Consider the following 18,748-nt stretch of genomic DNA (forward strand, 5'->3'; position numbering starts at 1 on the left):
CATGCCCATCTACGCCTACAAGTGCAGCGCCTGCGGCTTTGCCAAGGACGCTTTGCAGAAGATGTCCGACGCGCCCCTCACGGTGTGCCCGGCGTGCGGCGCCAGCGCCTTCGAAAAGCAGGTCACGGCCGCCGGTTTCCAGCTCAAGGGCTCGGGCTGGTACGTGACCGATTTCCGCGAAGGCGGCGGCAAGAAGGCCGAGCCGGCCACCGCGCCCGCGGCGAGCGAAGGTGCCAAGCCCGCCGAGTCTTCTTCCTCTTCCTCCAGCGCCGCCGCGCCGAGCCCCGCGCCCGCGCCGGCTCCCGCCGCTGCCCCCGCCCCAGCCGCCAAGAGCGGCGACTGAGATCACACCCATGCTCGCCCTGCGCAAATGGTTGTTCTCCGGCTTGCTGGTGATCGTTCCGCTGTTCATCACCCTGGCGGTGCTCAAGTGGATCATCGACACGCTGGACCAGACGCTCTGGGTGCTGCCGGTCATGTGGCAGAAGTGGCTGTTCGAGAACAACATCCGCGGCCTGGGCGTGCTGCTCACGCTCGCAATCCTGCTGGTGGTCGGCGCCATCGCGAGCAACTTCGTCGGCAAACGGCTGCTCGGTTGGGGCGACGCCGTGGTGCGGCGCATTCCGGTCGTGCGCTCCATCTATTCGAGCGTCAAGCAGGTCTCCGACACGCTGTTCTCCGAGAACGGCAACGCGTTCCGCACGGCGGTGCTGGTGCAGTGGCCGCGCGAGAACGTGTGGACCATTGCCTTCGTGACCGGCGCGCCGGGCAACGAGGTGGCCGAGCACCTGGGCACCGAGGAATTCCTCAGCGTCTACGTGCCGACCACGCCCAACCCCACGGGCGGCTATTTCGTGATGCTCAAGCGCAGCGACTGCATCGAACTGAAGATGAGCGTGGACGAAGCGCTCAAGTACATCGTCTCGATGGGCGTGGTCGTTCCAGGCGGCCCCTCCACGGTGGCGATCAAGCCATCCAACTCATAAAAACGAACGCGCCACGACGGCGCCGGAAGTCATCTCCATGGCCATGCGTACTCACTATTGCGGTCTCGTGACCGAAGCCCTGATGGGCCAGACCGTCACCCTTTGCGGCTGGGTCAACCGCCGGCGCGACCACGGCGGCGTGATCTTCATCGACGTGCGCGACCGCGAAGGCTACGTGCAGGTGGTGTGCGATCCCGATCGCGCCTCCACCTTCGCCGTTGCCGAGAACCTGCGCAACGAGTTCTGCGTGCAGATCACCGGCCTCGTGCGCGCGCGCCCCGAAGGCACGACCAACGACAGCTTGAAGAGCGGCAAGATCGAAGTGCTGTGCCACGAGCTCAAGGTGCTCAACCCGTCGGTCACGCCGCCGTTCCTCTTGGACGACGACAACCTCTCGGAAACCACCCGCCTCACGCACCGCGTGCTCGACCTGCGCCGCCCGGCCATGCAGCGCAACATGATGCTGCGCTACAAGGTGACGATGGAGACGCGCAAGTTCCTCGACGCCAACGGCTTCATCGACATCGAGACGCCGATGCTGGGCAAGTCCACGCCCGAAGGCGCGCGCGACTACCTCGTGCCCAGCCGCGTGCACGACGGCAGCTTCTTCGCGCTGCCGCAGTCGCCTCAGCTCTTCAAGCAACTGCTGATGGTGGCCGGCTACGACCGCTACTACCAGATCGTCAAGTGCTTCCGCGACGAAGACCTGCGCGCCGACCGCCAGCCCGAATTCACGCAGATCGACATCGAGACCTCCTTCCTCGCCGAAGAGGAAATCCGCGAGATGTTCGAAGGGATGATCCGCACCGTGTTCCGCAACGCCGCGGGCATCGACCTGCCGGTGTTCCCGACCATGACGTACGGCGACGCGATGTTCAAGTACGGCTCGGACAAGCCCGACCTGCGCGTGAAGCTCGAATTCACCGAACTCACCGAGCTGATGAAGCGGGTCGAGTTCAAGGTGTTCTCGAACGCCGCGACGCAAAAGGACGGTCGCGTGGTCGCATTGCGCGTGCCTGGCGGCGGCGGCGAGGGCGGCTTGTCGCGCGGTGAAATCGACGCGTACCAAGAGTTCGTCAAGATCTACGGCGCCAAGGGCCTGGCCTACATCAAGGTGAACGATGCGGCAGCCGGCCGCGACGGCCTGCAAAGCCCGATCGTGAAGAACCTGGACGACGCCACGCTGGCCGAGATCATCGCCCGCACGGGTGCGCGCAACGGCGACATCCTGTTCTTCGGCGCGGACAAGGAAAAGGTCGTCAACGACGCCATCGGCGCGCTGCGCGTGAAGATCGGCCACAGCGCCTTCGGCAAGAAGAGCGGCCTGTTCGACGACCGCTGGGCGCCGCTCTGGGTGGTCGATTTCCCGATGTTCGAGTTCGACGAGGAAGGCCAGCGCTGGAGCGCCGTGCACCACCCGTTCACCGCACCGAAGGACGGCCATGAAGACCTCATGGACACCGCCCCCGAGAAGTGCATCGCCAAGGCCTACGACATGGTGCTCAACGGCATCGAGATGGGCGGCGGCTCGGTGCGTATCCACCGCGAGGAAGTGCAGAGCAAGGTGTTCCGCGCGCTGAAGATCAGCGCCGAGGACGCGCAGCTCAAGTTCGGCTTCCTGCTCGACGCGCTGCAGTACGGCGCCCCGCCGCACGGCGGCATCGCCATCGGCCTCGATCGCCTCGTGATGCTCATGACTGGCGCCGAGTCGATCCGCGACGTGATCGCCTTCCCCAAGACCCAGCGCGCGCAGGACCTGCTGACGCAGGCGCCCAGCCCGGTCGACGAGAAGCAGCTGCGCGAACTGCACATCAAGCTGCGCAACACCCCCCAAGCTGTGTGATGCGCCCATGACGACGAGCCCCCGGCCCTGGAAGATCCCGGAGTCGGTGCTGGTCGTCATTCACACGCCGGCGCTCGACGTGCTGCTGATCCGGCGCGCCGATGCCAACGACTTCTGGCAATCGGTCACCGGCAGCAAGGACGCGATCGACGAGCCGCTCGCGCTCACCGCCGCGCGCGAGGTGGCCGAGGAAACCGGCATCGAATGCGGCGAGGGCACTGCGCTCGCCTCGCAGCTGGTCGACTGGCAGTTGCGCAACATCTACGAGATCTACCCCGGCTGGCGTGCGCGCTACGAACCCGGCGTCACGCACAACACCGAGCACCTGTTCGGCCTCTGTGTGCCCGAGCGCCTGACGCCCCGGCTCGCGCCGGGCGAACACACCGACTGGCAATGGCTGCCGTACCAGGCGGCGGCCGATGCGTGCTTTTCCCCGTCGAACGCCGAAGCCATTCTGTTGCTGCCAGAATTTGCGCGATGAACCAGCCGGCAGCACCAGCAGCAGCGCACAGCCTCCGGGTCGCGACCTACAACATCCACAAGGGTGTGCAGGGCATCGGGCCCGCCCGGCGCCTGGAGATCCACAACCTCGGCCACGCCATCGAACAGCTCGACGCCGACATCATCTGCCTGCAGGAAGTGCGCAAGATGAACCGGCAGGCCGCGGCCCGCTTCGCGCGCTGGCCCGAGCTGCCGCAGGCCGATTTCCTCGCGCCCGAGGGCTACACCGCGGTCTACGAGACCAACGCCGTCACGCGCCACGGCGAGCACGGCAATGCGCTGCTCACGCGCTGGCCCGTGATCCGCACCGGCCACCAGGACATCTCCGACCACCGCTTCGAGCAGCGCGGGCTGCTGCACGTCGTGATCGAGGTCGAAGGCCAGCCGGTGCATGCCATCGTGGTGCACCTGGGCCTCATCAAGGGCAGCCGCGTGCGGCAGATCGCGCGCCTGCGCGAGTTCATCGACCGTGAAGTGCCGGCCGGCGAAGCCGTGGTGGTGGCCGGCGATTTCAACGACTGGGGCGCGCGCATGCGCTACGCCATGAACGCGATGGGCCTGCGCGACGCGAGCGACCTGCGCGGCCCGCGCACGCTCACCTACCCCTCGCGCCTGCCGGTGGCGCAGCTCGATTTCGTCTACGGCCGCAAGCTCGAGCCCGTGTCGTGCTCCGTGCCGCGCGGTCCGATCTGGGCCCGCATGTCCGATCACCTGCCGCTGGTAGCCGATTTCTCGCTACCTAATTGATAGCATCTCTCCGAGAAGGGGCGGGCGTTGCAGCCTGAATGCCCTGGAGTCATTCACTGGTACGATCCCCGCCATGCTGAGGAAAACCGACGTCGAACCGCTCCCCGATCGAAAAGACGATGACGAGGGCACGCCCGTCTCCGTCAAGATCCGCGAGCGCCTGAATGCAGCGCGCAAGCGCTTCAACGCCAACGACAACATCGCCGAGTTCATCGAGCCGGGCGAGCTGGAGTCGCTGCTCGACGAGGTCGAGGTCAAGATGAAGGCCGTGCTCGAGAGCCTGGTCATCGACGTGGCGAACGACCACAACACCGACAACACCGCGCGCCGTGTCGCCAAGATGTACTTGAACGAGGTGTTCCGCGGCCGCTACGTGCCGCCGCCTGCCCTCACCGAATTCCCCAACGCCGAGCACCTGAACGAGCTGATGATCGTCGGCCCGATCACCGTGCGCAGCGCCTGCTCGCACCACTTCTGCCCGATCATCGGCAAGCTGTGGATCGGCGTGATGCCCAACGAGCACACCAACGTGATTGGCCTCTCGAAGTACGCGCGCCTGGCCGAATGGGTCATGGGCCGCCCGCAGATCCAGGAAGAGGCCGTGGTGCAGCTGGCCGACCTGATCCAGGAAAAGACGCAGCCCGACGGCCTCGCGCTCGTCATGGAAGCCGAGCACTTCTGCATGGCCTGGCGCGGCGTGAAGGAAATGGACAGCAAGATGATCAATTCCGTGATGCGCGGCGTGTTCCTCAAAGACCCGAGCCTGCGCCGCGAATTCCTTTCCCTGTTGCCCAGAAAGAGCTGAACATGCTGGTCCGTCTTCTCTACGCGAGCCGCGCCGTCGACACCAGCCCCGCGGCCATCGAGGCGATCCTCACGAAATCGCGCACGCACAACCCGGCGTGCGGCATCACCGGCATCCTCTGCTACGGCGCCGGCACCTTCCTGCAGGCGATCGAGGGCGGGCGCGACGCCATCAGCGACCTCTACGGCCACATCCAGCGCGATGCGCGCCATAAAGACGTGGTGCTGCTGCACTACGAGGAAATCTCCGAGCGCCGTTTCGGCGGGTGGACGATGGGGCAGGTCAACCTCTCGAAGCTCAACGCCTCGACGCTGCTGAAGTATTCCGAGAAGCCCGAGCTCGATCCGTACAAGGTGTCGGGCAAGGTGTCGCTGGCGCTGCTGGAAGAACTGATGGCCACGGCCGCCATCGTCGGCCGCCACTGATCCTCCAGAGGGGTGCCGCTCTCCGCCTTCGCGCTGATCCTGCTCGCAGGGATCATCCACGCCGGCTGGAACATCGCCGCCAAGAAGGCGAACGGCGACGTGCGCTTCAGCTTCCAGACGAGCGTGTTCAACATGCTCATCTGGGCGCCCGTGGGCATCACGCTGGGCTGGAACGTGGTGCCGGGCTGGGGCCTCACCGAATGGGGCTTCGTCGTGCTCAGCGGCGTGCTGCACATCTTCTATTTCATCGTGCTGCTGCGCGGCTACCGCAGGTCCGACCTGACGGTGGTCTATCCGCTGGCGCGCGGCTCGGGGCCGCTCCTGTCGTCGCTCGCGGCGGTGCTGTTCCTGGGCGAGCGGATCAGCGCGATCGGCGTGGCGGGCATCGCGGGCGTGGTGGGCGGCGTGTTCCTGGTTGCCGGCGGCCCCAAGCTCTGGCGCAAGGCGCATGACCCGGTGCAGCGCGAGCGCGTGCTCAAGGGCATTCGCTACGGCGTGCTGACCGGCGGCTTCATCGCGGCGTACACGGTGGCCGACAGCTATGCGGTCAAGTTCCTGGCCATGTCGCCGATCCTGCTCGACTACTTCGGCAATCTCGTGCGCATGGTGCTGCTCGCGCCCGTGGCGCTGAAAGACCGCGCGACCACCGCGCGCATGTGGCGCGCGCAATGGAAATACGCGCTGCTGGTGGCGGCGGTGAGCCCGGTGTCTTATGTGCTCGTGCTGTACGCGGTGCAGCAGGCGCCGATCTCGCACGTCGCACCGGCGCGCGAGGTGTCGATGCTGTTCGCCGCGCTGATCGGCGGACACCTGCTGCGCGAAGGCGACCGGCTGCTGCGGCTCCTGGGCGCGCTCTTCATCGCGGCCGGCGTCGTGGCGCTCGCGCTGGGCTGACCTCATGCTCTTTGGCTGCGATTTCTCGAGCGCGCCGACGACACGCAAGCCGATCGTGGTGGCCATCGGGGACATCGGGACCATCGGGGCCACCGGGGCCACCGGCGAGATGGCCGGCGCAGGCAGCGTCGCACTGACCGGGCTCCATCGCTTTGCAACGCTCCAGGCCTGGGGCCAATGGCTGCGCGACACGCCCACATGGGTCGGCGGTTTCGACTTTCCCTTCAGCCTGCCGCGCGAGCTGGTCGAGCACCTGAAATGGCCGCTCGAATGGGCGCCGCTGATGGCGCACTACGCGAGCCTTGGCCGCGCAGAGATCCGCGACACCTTCGCCGCCTTCTGCGCCGCGCGGCCCGTCGGCGGCAAGTTCGCGCACCGGGCGGCCGATGCGCCCGCCGGGTCGAGCCCCTCGATGAAGTGGGTCAATCCGCCGGTCGCCTTCATGCTGCATGCGGGCATGCCACCGCTGCTGGCGGCCGGTGCCAGCCTGCCGGGCCTGCACGTGGGCAGCCGCACGGACCGCATCGCGCTGGAGGCCTACCCGGGCCTGCTGGCGCGCGAGTTGATCGGCCGCCGCAGCTACAAGAGCGACGACCTCGCCAAGCAGACGCCCGAGCGCCTCGCGGCCCGCACCGACCTGCTCGCCGCGCTCGAAGCGGGCGCGACGCGGCTCGGCCTTCGGCTCCAGCTCGGCGCCGACCAGCGGGCCGAGTTGCTGGCCGACGCCCGCGGCGACCACATCGACGCGGTGCTTTGCCTCGTGCAAGCCGCCTGGGGCCTGCAGCGGGCTGCGAGCCCCGGCCCCGGCTACGGATTGCCCTTGCAATTCGATCCGCTTGAAGGATGGATCGTCACGGCTTGAGCCTTCTTGTCCTACGCCGCTTCGGGCCTCCGGCCACGTTCCGGGGCGACGGGCGGCGACTAGATTGAAATGAGTGGGCCATACCGGCCCACGCATCTCATCCACACAGGAAGGAAGCGACATGAACAAGGACCAAGTGGCAGGCCGCGTCGACGAAGCCAAGGGCAAGCTCAAGGAAGTGACCGGCAAGGTCGTCGGCAACGAGAAGCTCGAAGGCGAGGGCGTTGCCGACCAGGCCGCCGGCAAGGTGCAGAAGACCTACGGCGACGTGAAGGAAAAGGCCAAGGACGCCATCAAGTCGGGCGCCGACAAGCTGTGACCGACCCGGGTTGCGCCGCAAGCACTGCAAGCGGCGCAACCCATTTCTCGTTCCATTTCCATGCGAACGATCGACAGGAGGATTTTCATGAATAAACCCCATCAACGCATCGCCATGCCGCCGTCGCGCGCATGGCTCGCCGTGCTCGTTGCCGGCGCCATGCTGACGCTGGCCGCCTGCGACAAGTCCGATAACCGCACCGCCGGCGAAAAGCTCGACAGCGCGGTCGCCAAGACCGAGCAGGCCGCCGAAACCGCCGCCGCCAAGACCGGCGAGGCCGTGAAGGACGCCAAGGCGAAGTTCGACGCCTCCGGCACCACCTCCGAGGTGAAGGACGGCATGGCCAACGCCAAGGAAGCCGCCAAGGACGCCGGTGCCGCCGTGAGCGCGACGGTGGACGATGCGGCCATCACCGCGTCGGTGTCCGCGGGCCTGGCAAAGGACCCGGACCTGAGCGCGATCAAGATCAACGTCGACACCAAGGCCGGCGCCGTGAGCCTGAAGGGCCCGGCCCCCACGGCAGCGGCGAAGGCCCGTGCCGAGGAAATCGCCAAGGGCGTGCAGGGCGTGACTTCAGTGAGCAACGAGCTCGAAGTGAAGAGCTGATCGTTCTTCTCTTCCCAATGAAAAAGCCCGGTTCGTCCGGGCTTTTTTCATGGACGGGCCGCTTGGGCCCGGTTGATCGGTCGGTCAGTGGCCGAGCCAGTCCTTCAGCTCGTCGGCGTGTTCTTCCTCGTCGGAAAGAATGTCCTCGAGCATGCGGCGGGTGGTCGGGTCCTTGTCGCCGATCAGCACGATCATCTGGCGGTACGTCTCCACGGCGATGCGCTCGGCCACCAGGTTGGCGCGCACCATGTCCTGCAGGTCGGTGGATTCGTCGTAGTTCGCATGGCTGCGGTCGAGCAGGTGGGTCGGGGCGAAATCGGGCTCGCCGCCCAACTGCACGATGCGCTCGGCAATGCGGTCGGCATGGGCCGACTCTTCGTTGGCGTGCACCAGGAACTCTTCGGCGATCGCGGGCGACTCGACACCGTTGGCGGTGAAGTAGTGGCGCTTGTAGCGCAGCACGCACACCAGCTCGGTGGCGAGCGCGTCGTTCAGCAGCTTGACGACGTCGTCGCGCCATGGCCCGTAGCTGGGCGTGACGGCGCCTTCGTCCAGGCTTTGGCCTGCGGCGTCGATGGCGCTCTGGTCCAGCACCAGGCGCTGGTGGGAATCCGCTGCCTTGGCGGAGGAAGCATCGGCTTTCATGGAGGGTCCTTTCGTGGGGGGCTTGAGGTCTTCTGCATCAACGTGTTGACGACGTCAGCCACGTCGGATGTCTTGAGCACCGCTGCCAGCACGGCAGTGACCGACAGCAGCCGCCACGGCTTCACGAGCACCAGCAATGCGCCGGTGGCCGCGGCCGCGGCCATGAGCTTGGCCGGCTCCTTGCGCGCGTAGTGTTCGAGCAAGGGGCGGGCGAGCTGGCCCATCGCATGGGCCGGGTGACGGCGCCACCAGCGCTGCGCCACGCTGCGCGCCACCGCACCCCAGACGTTGCCCCTGCCGTGCGGGCGGGCATCGTGGGGCGGCGCGGTCGAGGCGTCGTGGTGCGCGTATTCGAGGTCGTCGTCGTCGTAGGGTTCGGAGGCCGGATGGCGCTCGTCGCGCGCGTACTCGCCGCCATGGAGTTGCCTCACGAGCGCGCGGCGCGAAATGGCCAGGCGCTGTTGCGGGGTCAGCAAGGGGCGTTCATCGCGCGTCATGGTCAGCTCCGGCAGTGCGCAAGGCCTGCAGGTCGGCCTCCAGTTGCGAGCGCAGGTCTTCGAAACCGTAGCCCGGGCTCGGGCGCGTCGCGTACCAGCCGCAGATGGCCGCGATCACCACCGCGACGCCCGGCACGGCCACCAGCACCCAGTGAAAGCTGCCGTGCAGCACGCCGAGCAGCACGGCCACGCCGATCAGCCCGAGGGCCAGCATGACGCTGGCGGCGGCCAGCACCCCCGCGACGATGCGGGCGACAAGACCGCGCCCCGCCTCTGCAGATTCCTGGCGGACGAGGGCGGCGTAGTTGGCGAGGTGTTCAGCAACGAGATCCGGATGCCCGAGCACCGTGGAGAAAATGGGATGAAGCATGGTGCCGGGGATCGAGGGAACGAAGAAAACTCAGCGGATCAGTAGTCGTCCCGGCTGCGGCGGCTGGCCAGCACGATGAGCGCCGTGATGGCGGCGCCGGCGGCGGCGGCCAGCAGCACCGAGCGAACGGGCTGGTCGGAGATGTAGCGGCCCGTGACGTCGGCGGCCGCTTCGAGGCGGCGCTGTGCGCGTGCGCTGGTGGTCGATGCGGCGTCCAGGCCGCGCTGAACGGCTTGCTGCACGCGGGCTGCCAGCTGCTCGACGGCAGGCTCGGCATCGCGGCGCAGTTCGCGGACCTTTTCGCCCGCCGCATTCACCGCGTTCTGAGCGTAGGCGCGGGTCGATTCGACCGCGTCGTTGGCGGTCTGGCGCGCGTCGTCGGCGAGTTGCGAGGGAGTCTTGGTCGTCGTGTTCATGTGAAAGTCCTTTCCGGGAAGATGAAATGCGGGAGCCTGTTGATCGTAACTACGCTACTTGCGTCGGAGCAAGCCGGCCAGGAAACTCGCGATGGCAAGCACGGCGAAGATCACGAAAAGGATCTTGGCGATCCCGACTGCGCTGGCCGCGATCCCACCGAAGCCGAACAAGGCGGCAATGAGGGCGATGACCAGAAACACCACGGCGTAATGCAACATGCGGAACTCCTTCGAGGCTTTTCCTCGTTGTTTTTGAGAACGGCGCATCCGGTCTTCATGGGAAGCATCGGATGGCACAGGAGCAACCTTAAGTGGGGCCCCTCCTGCACCCTGTCAGCGACCGGGGGCGGGGAGCGTAGGAGACGACCGAGTCCACCCGCGCCGGGGTGTGACGCAATGCCGCGAATGCAGTTTCCTGCGAGCGACGCTCAGACGGGTTTGACCACGGGCAGCATCGCGCTCAGGCGCGTGCCCCTGTCGGGCGTCGAGGAGATCGTGAGCTTGCCGCGCGCCGCCTCCACGCGGTGGCGCATGCCCGCCAGGCCGTGCGTGGACGGGCGCATGCGCTGCGTGTCGAAGCCCTTGCCGTTGTCCGTGACTTCCACGATCACGTGGTTCTCGTAGTTCTTCATCACGATCGTCGCTTCGCCGGCCTCGGCGTACTTGCCGATGTTGGTCAGGCTCTCCTGCACCATGCGGTAGATCGTGAGCTGGCGCGATTCGTCCAGCGTCACCGGCTCCAGCGCCATCTCGACCTGAAGGCCCGAGCGCTCGGCGAATTCGCGCCCCAGGATCTCCAGTGAGGCGACCAGCCCGAGGTTCGAGAGCGACGAGGGCCGCAGGTCTTCGATGATGCGGCGCTTGAGCGCGATGCCGCTGTTGAGCAGGTCCGTGAGGTGCTGCAGCCGCTGGATGGCGTCGGGCGACTCCGCCAGCCGCGACTTCAGGCGCGCCACGTCCAGCTTGGCGGCGGTGAGCAGCGAGCCGAGCTCGTCGTGCAGTTCGCGCGCGAGATACCCGCGCTCGTTTTCCCGCACGTCCTGCAGGTGGGTGGCCAGCTCGGCCAGCGAGGCGGTGCGCTCGCGCACCTCGTCTTCGAGCGCATTGCGTTCGCGTTGCAGGGCTTCCTGCTGGCGCTCGCCGATGGAGCGCAAGGCATGCGTCTGGCGCAGGTAGAGGAAGAAGGCGATCAGCGCCGCGAGCGCCACGATGGCCGTGCCGATGCGCGCGAGCTGCAGCGAGCGCAGCACCTGTACTTGGCCGTCGTGCAGGGTCTTGTTGCTCACGTTGACCAGCTGCAGCGCGGTGGCGCGGATGGCGTCCATTTCCTCGCGCCCGACGTCGGTGGTGATGACGAACTTCCAGGCGTCTTCCTTGCCGTCCTGGCGCAGCCGCACGCTCATGTCCATCTCGGCCACCTTGCGCAGCACGTGCTTGGAGAGTTCGCCGATCTGGGCCAGTTCGGCCGGCCGGTCGGCGTACAGCTGCCGCAGGGTCGCCAGATTGCCGTCCACCTCCTTGATCGCTGTGTCGTAGGGCTGCCGGTAGCTGGCCTCGCCCGTCAGCAGGTAGCCGCGCTGGCCGGTTTCGGCGTCCAGCATGTTCTGCAGGATCTGGTTGACCACGCCGCGGCCCTTCTGCGCCTCGTCGATGTCGGCCAGGGAGCGCGTGGACTGGCGAAAGCCGGCCTCGTTGATGCCGATCAGGGCCAGGGCAGCCAGTGCCGCGAGCAGGAGGCTCAAGGCCATTCGAGGGGGGGCTAACCAGTGCATGAAACTTTCAAGGCTGCGTTCGGCGCAAGTTCGTGAATAATTGACAACATTCAGGGACCGGCATGTTGCGGCCTAGGTGGCGCGCAACACAACGACGAAAGTAACAGATGATCAAAATTGGAATTGTGGACGACCACGCCATCGTGCGATCGGGGCTCCGGCAGTTCTTCTCCGAGCACGTGGACCTGCGCGTGGCGGGCGAGGCGGCCAGCGGGCGCGAAGCCATCGAACTGGTGCGCACCACGGAGCTCGACGTGCTGGTGATGGACCTTTCCATGCCCGGCCAGAGCGGCATCGATGCGCTCGCCATGATCCGCGCCAAGGCGCCGGACGTCGGCATCCTCATCCTGAGCGGCTATCCGGAAGAGCACTACGCGATGAACCTGATCCGCCAGGGCGCGAGCGGCTACCTCAACAAGGAATGCGATCCGATCGAGATCGTGAACGCCATCCGCACCATCTCGCTGGGCCGCCGCTACATCACGCCGGCCGTCGCCGAACTGCTCGCGCGCCAACTGGACCGCAAGGACGACGCCGCACCGCACGAGCAGCTCTCGGAGCGCGAATTCCAGGTGTTCCTGAAGCTGGCCAAGGGCGAGACCGCGGGCGACATCGCCAAGACGCTGTCGCTGTCGGTCAAGACAGTGAGCACCTACCGCACGCGCCTGATGGAGAAGATGAACCTCTCCTCCAACAGCGACCTGACGTACTACGCGCTGAAGAACAAGCTCATCGATTGATGAAAACCTAGGCGCCGGGCGTGGAGGGCGAAGCGCGCAATGCCTTCGCCTGCTGCAGGCAGAAATCGACCAACGCGTCGATTTCGTTGGACTTGTCGAACACCGCATCGACGCCGAACTCGGCGCAGCGCCGCCGGATGTCCGGCGTCGCATAGTTGCTGAGCACCACCAGCATCTGGGTCGGCTTGCGGGATTTGCAGGCCTGCAGCACGCCCAAGCCGCTTCCCTGCTTGAGAAAAAGATCGACGATGGCCAGGTCCCATTGGTTGCCGGTGTCCAGCAGCCATGCGCGTGCGTGGTCTTCGGTCTCGGCGAATCCGACGACCGTGGCGCAAGTGAGTTCTTCCAGGGTGCCAATGAGGTTTTCACGGATCGTGAGGTTGTCTTCGACGACGTATGTCTGCAATCTGGAGTCCATGCCGAACCGCGCTTCCTCTCACGTTGGCGGGGTGCATTCCTGACGTCCTGCTGCCAGGAATGCCTGCACGTGGACCTTGAGGCTTCGCCGAAGCGCATCATGCAGGGTTCATGGTCCGCGTGTTGTAGGCGTGTTCCGACGACGGCGCCTGCGGCGCGTCGTCCGTAGGCAATACCGCACGGTCGGTGCGGTCCGTTGCCGACCCGTGAAGGGCTTCAAGAGGGTTATCCACGCAGTCATGGCTACGAACATCTTTGGCCCCCGCCCGCTTGGCCGCCGCCCGTTGTGGCAGAAATTGTTGGCGTCGCTCGTGCTGCTGTTCGTCGCCTTGCTGATCGTCCTCATGTTCTTTCCGTGGGACGTGCTGCGCGAGCCGGTCAACCGCTACGTGAGCGAGAAGACCGGGCGCAAGTTCGAGATCACGCGGCGGCTCGACGTGAACCTGGGCTGGCGCGCCGCCACCGTCAAGTTCGACGGCATCGAGTTCGCCAACCCTTCGTGGGCGCGCGACCCGTATCTCGTGAAGGCGGATCGCGCCGAGTTCGACATCCGCATCTGGCCGCTGGTCGCGAGCAAGATCGTCATTCCGCGCCTGGCGCTGTTCTCGCCCACCCTCGGGCTGCAGATGGAGCAGGACGGGCGCCGCACCTGGGCGTTCGGCAAGGACACCTCCGACGCCGGCACGGTGCCGAGCATCGGCCTCATGCAGATCGACAGCGGGGCCATCGACTTCCTGGCCAAGCATCTGGGCGTCGACCTGCACGCCGACGTGAACTACGACACCAGCCTGGGCGAGATGCCGCTGAGCTACCGCATCAAGGGCCGCTACAAGGGCCAGCCGCTCACGGCCGATGGCCGCACGGGCAACGTGCTGCAGATCGACGCGGCGGGGGCGCCGCCGTTCCCGCTCGAGATCAATGCGGCCGCCGGCCAGACCAAGCTGAAGGCATCTGGCACCGTGTCCGGACTGGCGGGGCTCGACGGCATCGACGCGAAGTTCCAGCTCAAGGGCCAGACGCTGGGCGCGCTGTTCCCGTTGCTGGGCATCGCGCTGCCGCAAACCTCGCCCTATGCGCTCAGCGGCGACCTGAGCAAGCGCGGCACGCTCTGGCAGGTGGCCGGGCTCAAGGGCAAGCTGGGCCTGTCCGACATCGCGGGCGACATGAAATTCGACCAGGCCACCCAGGTGCCGCACCTGGCCGGCGACCTGCGCTCCAAGGTGATGGACATGGACGACCTCGGCCCGCTCATCGGCCTGCCGCCCACGGCGCGATCGGCCACCGCGGTCGAGGGCGTGGCGCCGCCGCCGAGCATCACCCAGGTCAAGCGCCCGGCGGGCGCCAAGGTGCTGCCGACGGCGCCGCTGGACTTCGAGCGCCTCCGCGCCATGAACGCCGACGTCAAGTACACGGCCGACCGCATCCAGAACGTGCGCGAGATCCCGCTCGACCGCGGCAGCGTGCAGGTGAAGCTGAAGGACGGCGTGCTGACGCTCGACCCGCTGGACCTGGGCGTGGGCGGCGGCAAGCTGGCCGGCGCGATCCGCATCGACGCAGCGAAGAATCCGGCGGACATCCGCGCCTCGCTCGACCTGCGCGGCATGCAGCTCGCGCGCCTGTTCCCCAAGCTGGAAACCACGGGCAACAGCGTCGGGCGCCTGGACGGGCGGCTGAACCTCTCGGGTTCGGGCAACTCGGTGGCCACGTGGCTGGGCGGATCGTCGGGCGACGTGGCGGTGCTGGCGGGGCGGGGCCAGTTCGGCAACCTGCTGCCGGTGTTCGCGACGCTGGTGGGCGGGGACATCATCAAGTTCCTGCTGCGCGGCGACCGCAATGTCGAGCTGCGTTGCGCGGCCGTGGCGTTCGACGTCAACAAGGGCCTGATGACCGGGCGCACGCTGGTGGTGGACACGACCAATGCCGTCTTCACCGCCACCGGACAGGCCAGCCTGGCCAACGAGACGCTCGACTTCGTCGTGCGGCCGGAGCCCAAGTCCAAGAACATCCTTTCGCTGCGCACGCCGCTGGTAGTGCGCGGCACGTTCGGCGCGCCTTCGGGGGGGGTCGAGGTCGGGCCGCTGGCCGGACGCGGACTGGCCGCGCTCGCGCTGGGCGCCGTCAACCCGCTGCTCGCGCTGGCCGCGACCATCGAGACCGGGCCGGGGCAGGACGCCGATTGCAAGGACGTGGTGTCGGACGCCAACAAGCCCACCGCGGGTGCCGCGGCCCAGGGCGCAGCCCGCGCCAAGGGCGCGAAGCAGCCTTAGCTTGAAACCTCAGGCCAGGGGCGTCGCAGGGCGCTGTGAGCAGACGCTGCAGTGCGGATCGCGCACCACGCGCAGGGTGTCGAAGCTCGTGCTGCGTCCGTCGAACATCAGCAGCTTGCCGGCGAGCGAAGGGCCGATGCCCGCGAGCAGTTTCAAGGCCTCGCTGGCCTGCAGCGTGCCGATGGTGCCGACCACCGGGCCGAAGACACCCAATACAGCGCAACGCGTTTCCTCGAAGGCCGCATCGGGCGGGAAGAGGCAGGCGTAGCAGGGGGCGGCTGCGTCGCGGGTGTCGTACACGCTCAGCTGGCCGTCGAAACGGATGGCGGCACCCGCCACCAGCGGCTTGCCGTGCGCCACGCAGGCGCGGTTGACCGCATGGCGCGTGGCGAAGTTATCGCAGCAGTCGATCACCACGTCGGCGGCCGCGACGAGTCGCGCCAGCAGGGCCTCGTCGGCGCGCAGCGCGTGCGTCTCGATGGCGATGTCGGGGTTGATGTCGCGCATCGCCTGGGCGGCGGATTCGACCTTGGGGTTGCCCACGCGGGCGTTGGTGTGCGCGACCTGGCGCTGGAGGTTGGTGAGATCGACCTCGTCGTCGTCCACCAGCGTGATGTGGCCGACGCCGGCTGCCGCCAGGTAGAGCGCGACGGGAGAGCCCAGTCCGCCCGCGCCGATGACCAATGCGCGGCCGGCACTGACGCGCGCCTGGCCGTCGATGCCGAACTCTTCAAGCAGGATGTGCCGCGAGTAGCGCAGCAGGTCGTGATCGTCCATGCGCGCCCCGTTCCTCGCGAATGAAGAAGCTGCTGCCGGCGCGAGCCGCACGTTGCGTGCGGCCCCGCTCGCCGGCTTCAGTTTTCCTTCTTCTCGTCCTTGTTCTCGACAATGATCTGCGTCTTGCTGACGAGCACGGGCTGGCCCTTGAGGCGGTTGAGCGCCTGCACCAGCGGGAAGTCCTTGTCGGTGCCGAACTCGGGTGCCTTGCGGTCTTGCGGCGGCTTCTTGGCTTCTTCCTCGAGGCGCTTGCGGGCCTCGTCGCGGGCCTTTTCGCGTTCGGGGTCCTTGGTTTCCGGACCCTGGCCGCTGGCCAGGTGCTTCTCGAGATCGGCCTCGCGCATGCGCAGCGCGGCGAAGGGGCTGCCCTCGGCGCTTTCGTCGACCAGCACGTTGGGCACGATGCCCTTGGCCTGGATCGAGGTGCCGCTGGGCGTGTAGTAGCGCGCCGTGGTGATCTTCAGGCCCGTGTCCGGGCCGAGCGGGCGCACGGTCTGCACCGAGCCTTTGCCGAAGGTCTGGCTGCCCATGACGATCGCGCGCTTGTGGTCCTGCAGGGCGCCGGCCACGATTTCGCTGGCGGAGGCCGAGCCTTCGTTCACCAGCACCACCAGGGGCACGTTCTTGAGCGCCGCCGGCAGGTTGCGCAGCGGGTCGCTGCCGGAGCGGCGCTGGTAGAACTCGGGCGCCGCCTTGTAGATCGACTTGCTCTCGGCCAGCTGGCCGTCGGTGGTCACCACCGTCACGTTCTCGGGGAGGAACGCCGAGGACACCGCCACCGCCGCGTCGAGCAGGCCGCCCGGGTCGTTGCGCAGGTCGAGCACCAGGCCCTTCAAGTTCGGGTCTTCCTTGTACAGGTCTTCGACCTTCTTGACGAAGTCGTCGACCGTGCGTTCCTGGAACTGCGAGAGGCGAATCCAGCCGTAGCCCGGCTCCATGATCTTGCCGCGCACCGACTGGGTACGGATCTCTTCGCGCGTGATCGTGACCGGGAAGGTGCGGCTCTCGTCCTTGCGGAAGATGGTCAGCAGCACCTTGGTGTTGGCCTCGCCGCGCATGCGCTTGACGGCTTCGTTCAGCGAGAGGCCGCGCACGGCGGTGTCGTCGATCTTGGTGATCAGGTCGTTCGGCTTCAAGCCCGCGCGGAAGGCTGGCGAGCCTTCGATGGGCGAGACCACCTTGATGAGCCCGTCTTCCTGCGAAATCTCGATGCCGACGCCCACGAAGCGGCCGGTCGTGCCTTCCCTGAATTCCTTGAAGGACTTCTTGTCGAAGTACTGGGAATGCGGGTCGAGCCCGGCGACCATGCCGGAAATGGCATCGGAAATGAGCTTCTTCTCGTCGACCGGCTCGACATAGTCACTCTTGACCATGCCGAACACGGCAGCGAGCTGCTGCAATTCCTCGAGCGGGAGCGGCGCAAGCGATCCGCGTGCGACCGTCTGCAGGGAGACGGTGGTCAGGACGCCAGCTACGGCGCCGGCGGCGACCCAGCCGGTGATCTTCAGTTTCTGGCCCATCATGAGTGGTTGTCCTTGTCGGCGGCTGTCGAACCAATATACACAGCTTGGAAGCAATTTGTTTGCCGGGGTTCCACGGGGGGACCGGCAAGCGGGGGTTTTCTTTTCAGCCCTTGCCTTGCGAAGCCACCGCGGCGGCCGCCTTTTCGGCGGCTGCGGCATCGCCCAGGTAGTAGTGGCGCAGGGGCTTCAGGTCGTCGTCCAGCTCGTAGACCAGCGGAATGCCGTTCGGGATGTTCAGCCCGACGATGGCGTCGTCCGAGATGCCGTCCAGGTACTTCACCAGCGCCCGGATCGAGTTGCCGTGGGCCGCCACCACCAGGCGGCGCCCGGTGCGGATGGCCGGTGCCATCGATTCGTTCCAGAACGGCAGCACGCGCGCCACCGTGTCTTTCAGGCACTCGGTCAGCGGGATCTGCTCGGGCGAGAGCTTGGCATAGCGCACGTCGCTGCGTTCGCTGCGCGGGTCGTCCGCTTCCAGCGGCGGCGGCGGGGTGCCGTAGCTGCGGCGCCAGACCAGCACCTGCTCGTCGCCGTACTTCTTGGCGGTTTCGGCCTTGTTCAGGCCCTGCAGGCCGCCGTAGTGGCGCTCGTTCAGGCGCCAGGAGTGCACCACGGGCAGCCAGGTGCGGTCCAGTTCGTCCAGCGTGTGCCAGAGGGTGCGGGTGGCGCGCTTCAAGACACTGGTGTAGGCCACGTCGAAGTCGTAGCCCTCGGCCTTGAGCAGCCGGCCGGCCTGCTTGGCCTGTTCCACGCCGGTCTCGGTCAGGTCGACGTCGGTCCAGCCGGTGAAGCGGTTTTCGAGGTTCCAGGTCGATTCGCCGTGGCGGATCAGTACCAGTTTGTGCATGTGGGAGGCCTTTGGAAGCGCTTGGGAAAACCAGCATTCTAAAATCCCGGGTTTGCCATCCAAGGAACCCCCGTGAAATTGATCGAATTCGTCACCGCGAACTGGATGCTGATCCTGATCGCACTCAGCTCGGGCGGCATGCTGGCCTGGCCGCTGATCCGGGGTTCTGGCGGCGGAACGCTCACGGCCCAGGGCGCCGTGCAGCTCATCAATCGCGAACGCGCCGTGCTGGTCGACGTGCGCGAACCGGAAGAATTCGCCACCGGCCACATGATCGGCGCCAAGAACGTGCCCCTGAACCAGCTCGACGAAAAGCTGGCCAGCACGGTCAAGAACAAGAACGTGCCGCTTCTTTTGGTGTGCGCCACCGGCGCCCGCGCCCAGCGCGGCGTGGCCATGGCCAAGAAACTCGGCTACGAGCAGGCCCAAGCGGTAGCAGGCGGACTGAAAGCCTGGAAAGACGCTAATCTGCCTGTTGAAAAGGCCTGA

Annotated in this window: 24 protein-coding genes; 14 read left to right on the forward strand and 10 right to left on the reverse strand. The window is 67.0% G+C overall.

Features of this window, described 5'->3' with window-relative positions:
• Nucleotide 1: 1 nt before the first annotated feature.
• The 11 genes from ACZYRS_RS08125 to ACZYRS_RS08175 all read left to right on the forward strand — a co-directional run bounded on the left by ACZYRS_RS08125 (nucleotide 2) and on the right by ACZYRS_RS08175 (nucleotide 7,988).
• Nucleotides 2–343, forward strand: a complete 342-nt coding sequence (locus ACZYRS_RS08125) for an FmdB family zinc ribbon protein (RefSeq protein ID WP_198785154.1) — start codon at nucleotides 2–4, stop codon at nucleotides 341–343.
• A 10-nt stretch (nucleotides 344–353) separates the two neighbouring features.
• On the forward strand, nucleotides 354–986 hold the full coding sequence (locus ACZYRS_RS08130; protein ID WP_042579585.1) for a DUF502 domain-containing protein: 633 nt from the start codon (nucleotides 354–356) through the stop codon (nucleotides 984–986).
• 37 nt (nucleotides 987–1,023) lie between these two features.
• A complete protein-coding gene (gene aspS / locus ACZYRS_RS08135) occupies nucleotides 1,024–2,829 on the forward strand; it encodes an aspartate--tRNA ligase (protein ID WP_463418815.1) in 1,806 nt (601 codons plus the stop codon).
• Between the two features lie 7 nt (nucleotides 2,830–2,836).
• Complete coding sequence (gene nudB / locus ACZYRS_RS08140) at nucleotides 2,837–3,310, forward strand: dihydroneopterin triphosphate diphosphatase (RefSeq protein WP_463418816.1); 474 nt, start codon at nucleotides 2,837–2,839, stop codon at nucleotides 3,308–3,310.
• Nucleotides 3,307–4,077, forward strand: coding sequence for an endonuclease/exonuclease/phosphatase family protein (locus tag ACZYRS_RS08145; protein WP_198785157.1), 771 nt, complete (start codon nucleotides 3,307–3,309; stop codon nucleotides 4,075–4,077). The genes nudB and ACZYRS_RS08145 overlap by 4 nt, the downstream gene beginning before the upstream one ends.
• Nucleotides 4,078–4,150: 73 nt before the next feature.
• Complete coding sequence (gene folE, locus ACZYRS_RS08150) at nucleotides 4,151–4,882, forward strand: GTP cyclohydrolase I (protein ID WP_042579581.1); 732 nt, start codon at nucleotides 4,151–4,153, stop codon at nucleotides 4,880–4,882.
• A 2-nt stretch (nucleotides 4,883–4,884) separates the two neighbouring features.
• Nucleotides 4,885–5,307 (forward strand): BLUF domain-containing protein, encoded by a 423-nt coding sequence (locus tag ACZYRS_RS08155; protein ID WP_042579580.1) that lies wholly within the window; start codon nucleotides 4,885–4,887, stop codon nucleotides 5,305–5,307.
• A 12-nt stretch (nucleotides 5,308–5,319) separates the two neighbouring features.
• A complete protein-coding gene (locus ACZYRS_RS08160; protein ID WP_198785158.1) occupies nucleotides 5,320–6,201 on the forward strand; it encodes an EamA family transporter in 882 nt (293 codons plus the stop codon).
• A 4-nt stretch (nucleotides 6,202–6,205) separates the two neighbouring features.
• Nucleotides 6,206–7,063: a DUF429 domain-containing protein gene (locus tag ACZYRS_RS08165; protein ID WP_463418817.1), complete on the forward strand. Its 858-nt coding sequence runs from the start codon at nucleotides 6,206–6,208 to the stop codon at nucleotides 7,061–7,063.
• A gap of 121 nt (nucleotides 7,064–7,184) precedes the next feature.
• On the forward strand, nucleotides 7,185–7,382 hold the full coding sequence (locus ACZYRS_RS08170) for a CsbD family protein (RefSeq protein WP_198785160.1): 198 nt from the start codon (nucleotides 7,185–7,187) through the stop codon (nucleotides 7,380–7,382).
• 87 nt (nucleotides 7,383–7,469) lie between these two features.
• Complete coding sequence (locus ACZYRS_RS08175) at nucleotides 7,470–7,988, forward strand: BON domain-containing protein (protein ID WP_463418818.1); 519 nt, start codon at nucleotides 7,470–7,472, stop codon at nucleotides 7,986–7,988.
• 84 nt (nucleotides 7,989–8,072) lie between these two features.
• On the opposite strand, the gene ACZYRS_RS08180 is transcribed toward ACZYRS_RS08175, so the two are convergent.
• From ACZYRS_RS08180 to ACZYRS_RS08205, 6 genes are all read right to left on the reverse strand, one after another.
• The gene (locus tag ACZYRS_RS08180) at nucleotides 8,073–8,633 is read right to left on the reverse strand and encodes a ferritin-like domain-containing protein (RefSeq protein ID WP_463418819.1); all 561 of its coding nucleotides are present in this window, start codon (nucleotides 8,631–8,633) and stop codon (nucleotides 8,073–8,075) included.
• Nucleotides 8,630–9,130: a hypothetical protein gene (locus tag ACZYRS_RS08185; RefSeq protein WP_463418820.1), complete on the reverse strand. Its 501-nt coding sequence runs from the start codon at nucleotides 9,128–9,130 to the stop codon at nucleotides 8,630–8,632. The genes ACZYRS_RS08180 and ACZYRS_RS08185 overlap by 4 nt, the downstream gene beginning before the upstream one ends.
• Nucleotides 9,117–9,500, reverse strand: coding sequence for a phage holin family protein (locus ACZYRS_RS08190; RefSeq protein ID WP_463418821.1), 384 nt, complete (start codon nucleotides 9,498–9,500; stop codon nucleotides 9,117–9,119). Before ACZYRS_RS08190 ends, ACZYRS_RS08185 begins: the two co-directional genes overlap by 14 nt.
• 38 nt (nucleotides 9,501–9,538) lie before the next feature.
• On the reverse strand, nucleotides 9,539–9,916 hold the full coding sequence (locus ACZYRS_RS08195) for a hypothetical protein (protein WP_093438163.1): 378 nt from the start codon (nucleotides 9,914–9,916) through the stop codon (nucleotides 9,539–9,541).
• 54 nt (nucleotides 9,917–9,970) lie between these two features.
• Complete coding sequence (locus tag ACZYRS_RS08200) at nucleotides 9,971–10,135, reverse strand: DUF1328 domain-containing protein (RefSeq protein WP_013543146.1); 165 nt, start codon at nucleotides 10,133–10,135, stop codon at nucleotides 9,971–9,973.
• A 209-nt stretch (nucleotides 10,136–10,344) separates the two neighbouring features.
• On the reverse strand, nucleotides 10,345–11,664 hold the full coding sequence (locus ACZYRS_RS08205; protein ID WP_463418822.1) for a CHASE3 domain-containing protein: 1,320 nt from the start codon (nucleotides 11,662–11,664) through the stop codon (nucleotides 10,345–10,347).
• A gap of 131 nt (nucleotides 11,665–11,795) precedes the next feature.
• Here ACZYRS_RS08205 and ACZYRS_RS08210 point away from each other — a divergent pair, with 131 nt between their 5' ends.
• Entirely contained in the window at nucleotides 11,796–12,428 is a 633-nt protein-coding gene (locus tag ACZYRS_RS08210) for a response regulator (protein WP_007837167.1), read from the forward strand.
• A 7-nt stretch (nucleotides 12,429–12,435) separates the two neighbouring features.
• Here the strand turns inward: ACZYRS_RS08210 and ACZYRS_RS08215 are convergent, their stop codons facing one another.
• Entirely contained in the window at nucleotides 12,436–12,846 is a 411-nt protein-coding gene (locus ACZYRS_RS08215; RefSeq protein WP_463418823.1) for a response regulator, read from the reverse strand.
• Between the two features lie 238 nt (nucleotides 12,847–13,084).
• Between ACZYRS_RS08215 and ACZYRS_RS08220 the strand changes: the two genes are divergently transcribed.
• Entirely contained in the window at nucleotides 13,085–15,112 is a 2,028-nt protein-coding gene (locus tag ACZYRS_RS08220; protein WP_463418824.1) for an AsmA family protein, read from the forward strand.
• A gap of 9 nt (nucleotides 15,113–15,121) precedes the next feature.
• Here the strand turns inward: ACZYRS_RS08220 and ACZYRS_RS08225 are convergent, their stop codons facing one another.
• The 3 genes from ACZYRS_RS08225 to gpmA form a co-directional block, all read right to left on the reverse strand.
• A complete protein-coding gene (locus ACZYRS_RS08225; protein ID WP_463418825.1) occupies nucleotides 15,122–15,889 on the reverse strand; it encodes a HesA/MoeB/ThiF family protein in 768 nt (255 codons plus the stop codon).
• Nucleotides 15,890–15,966: 77 nt separating this feature from the next.
• On the reverse strand, nucleotides 15,967–17,409 hold the full coding sequence (locus ACZYRS_RS08230) for a S41 family peptidase (protein ID WP_093438276.1): 1,443 nt from the start codon (nucleotides 17,407–17,409) through the stop codon (nucleotides 15,967–15,969).
• A 106-nt stretch (nucleotides 17,410–17,515) separates the two neighbouring features.
• Nucleotides 17,516–18,259 (reverse strand): 2,3-diphosphoglycerate-dependent phosphoglycerate mutase, encoded by a 744-nt coding sequence (gene gpmA, locus ACZYRS_RS08235; RefSeq protein ID WP_463418826.1) that lies wholly within the window; start codon nucleotides 18,257–18,259, stop codon nucleotides 17,516–17,518.
• Between the two features lie 105 nt (nucleotides 18,260–18,364).
• Here gpmA and ACZYRS_RS08240 point away from each other — a divergent pair, with 105 nt between their 5' ends.
• Entirely contained in the window at nucleotides 18,365–18,748 is a 384-nt protein-coding gene (locus tag ACZYRS_RS08240; protein ID WP_233101659.1) for a rhodanese-like domain-containing protein, read from the forward strand.

It is taken from the genome of Variovorax sp. AC194 (genome assembly GCF_979257995.1).

Bases quoted from the DNA above. Each gene is read 5' to 3' on its own strand.
- ACZYRS_RS08125 (WP_198785154.1), top strand. From the start codon at position 2: ATGCCCATCTACGCCTACAAGTGCAGCGCCTGCGGCTTTGCCAAGGAC.
- ACZYRS_RS08130 (WP_042579585.1), top strand. From the start codon at position 354: ATGCTCGCCCTGCGCAAATGGTTGTTCTCCGGCTTGCTGGTGATCGTT.
- aspS (WP_463418815.1), top strand. From the start codon at position 1,024: ATGGCCATGCGTACTCACTATTGCGGTCTCGTGACCGAAGCCCTGATG.
- nudB (WP_463418816.1), top strand. From the start codon at position 2,837: ATGACGACGAGCCCCCGGCCCTGGAAGATCCCGGAGTCGGTGCTGGTC.
- ACZYRS_RS08145 (WP_198785157.1), top strand. From the start codon at position 3,307: ATGAACCAGCCGGCAGCACCAGCAGCAGCGCACAGCCTCCGGGTCGCG.
- folE (WP_042579581.1), top strand. From the start codon at position 4,151: ATGCTGAGGAAAACCGACGTCGAACCGCTCCCCGATCGAAAAGACGAT.
- ACZYRS_RS08155 (WP_042579580.1), top strand. From the start codon at position 4,885: ATGCTGGTCCGTCTTCTCTACGCGAGCCGCGCCGTCGACACCAGCCCC.
- ACZYRS_RS08165 (WP_463418817.1), top strand. From the start codon at position 6,206: ATGCTCTTTGGCTGCGATTTCTCGAGCGCGCCGACGACACGCAAGCCG.
- ACZYRS_RS08170 (WP_198785160.1), top strand. From the start codon at position 7,185: ATGAACAAGGACCAAGTGGCAGGCCGCGTCGACGAAGCCAAGGGCAAG.
- ACZYRS_RS08175 (WP_463418818.1), top strand. From the start codon at position 7,470: ATGAATAAACCCCATCAACGCATCGCCATGCCGCCGTCGCGCGCATGG.
- ACZYRS_RS08180 (WP_463418819.1), bottom strand. From the start codon at position 8,633: ATGAAAGCCGATGCTTCCTCCGCCAAGGCAGCGGATTCCCACCAGCGC.
- ACZYRS_RS08185 (WP_463418820.1), bottom strand. From the start codon at position 9,130: ATGACGCGCGATGAACGCCCCTTGCTGACCCCGCAACAGCGCCTGGCC.
- ACZYRS_RS08190 (WP_463418821.1), bottom strand. From the start codon at position 9,500: ATGCTTCATCCCATTTTCTCCACGGTGCTCGGGCATCCGGATCTCGTT.
- ACZYRS_RS08195 (WP_093438163.1), bottom strand. From the start codon at position 9,916: ATGAACACGACGACCAAGACTCCCTCGCAACTCGCCGACGACGCGCGC.
- ACZYRS_RS08200 (WP_013543146.1), bottom strand. From the start codon at position 10,135: ATGTTGCATTACGCCGTGGTGTTTCTGGTCATCGCCCTCATTGCCGCC.
- ACZYRS_RS08205 (WP_463418822.1), bottom strand. From the start codon at position 11,664: ATGGCCTTGAGCCTCCTGCTCGCGGCACTGGCTGCCCTGGCCCTGATC.
- ACZYRS_RS08210 (WP_007837167.1), top strand. From the start codon at position 11,796: ATGATCAAAATTGGAATTGTGGACGACCACGCCATCGTGCGATCGGGG.
- ACZYRS_RS08215 (WP_463418823.1), bottom strand. From the start codon at position 12,846: ATGGACTCCAGATTGCAGACATACGTCGTCGAAGACAACCTCACGATC.
- ACZYRS_RS08220 (WP_463418824.1), top strand. From the start codon at position 13,085: ATGGCTACGAACATCTTTGGCCCCCGCCCGCTTGGCCGCCGCCCGTTG.
- ACZYRS_RS08225 (WP_463418825.1), bottom strand. From the start codon at position 15,889: ATGGACGATCACGACCTGCTGCGCTACTCGCGGCACATCCTGCTTGAA.
- ACZYRS_RS08230 (WP_093438276.1), bottom strand. From the start codon at position 17,409: ATGGGCCAGAAACTGAAGATCACCGGCTGGGTCGCCGCCGGCGCCGTA.
- gpmA (WP_463418826.1), bottom strand. From the start codon at position 18,259: ATGCACAAACTGGTACTGATCCGCCACGGCGAATCGACCTGGAACCTC.
- ACZYRS_RS08240 (WP_233101659.1), top strand. From the start codon at position 18,365: ATGCTGATCCTGATCGCACTCAGCTCGGGCGGCATGCTGGCCTGGCCG.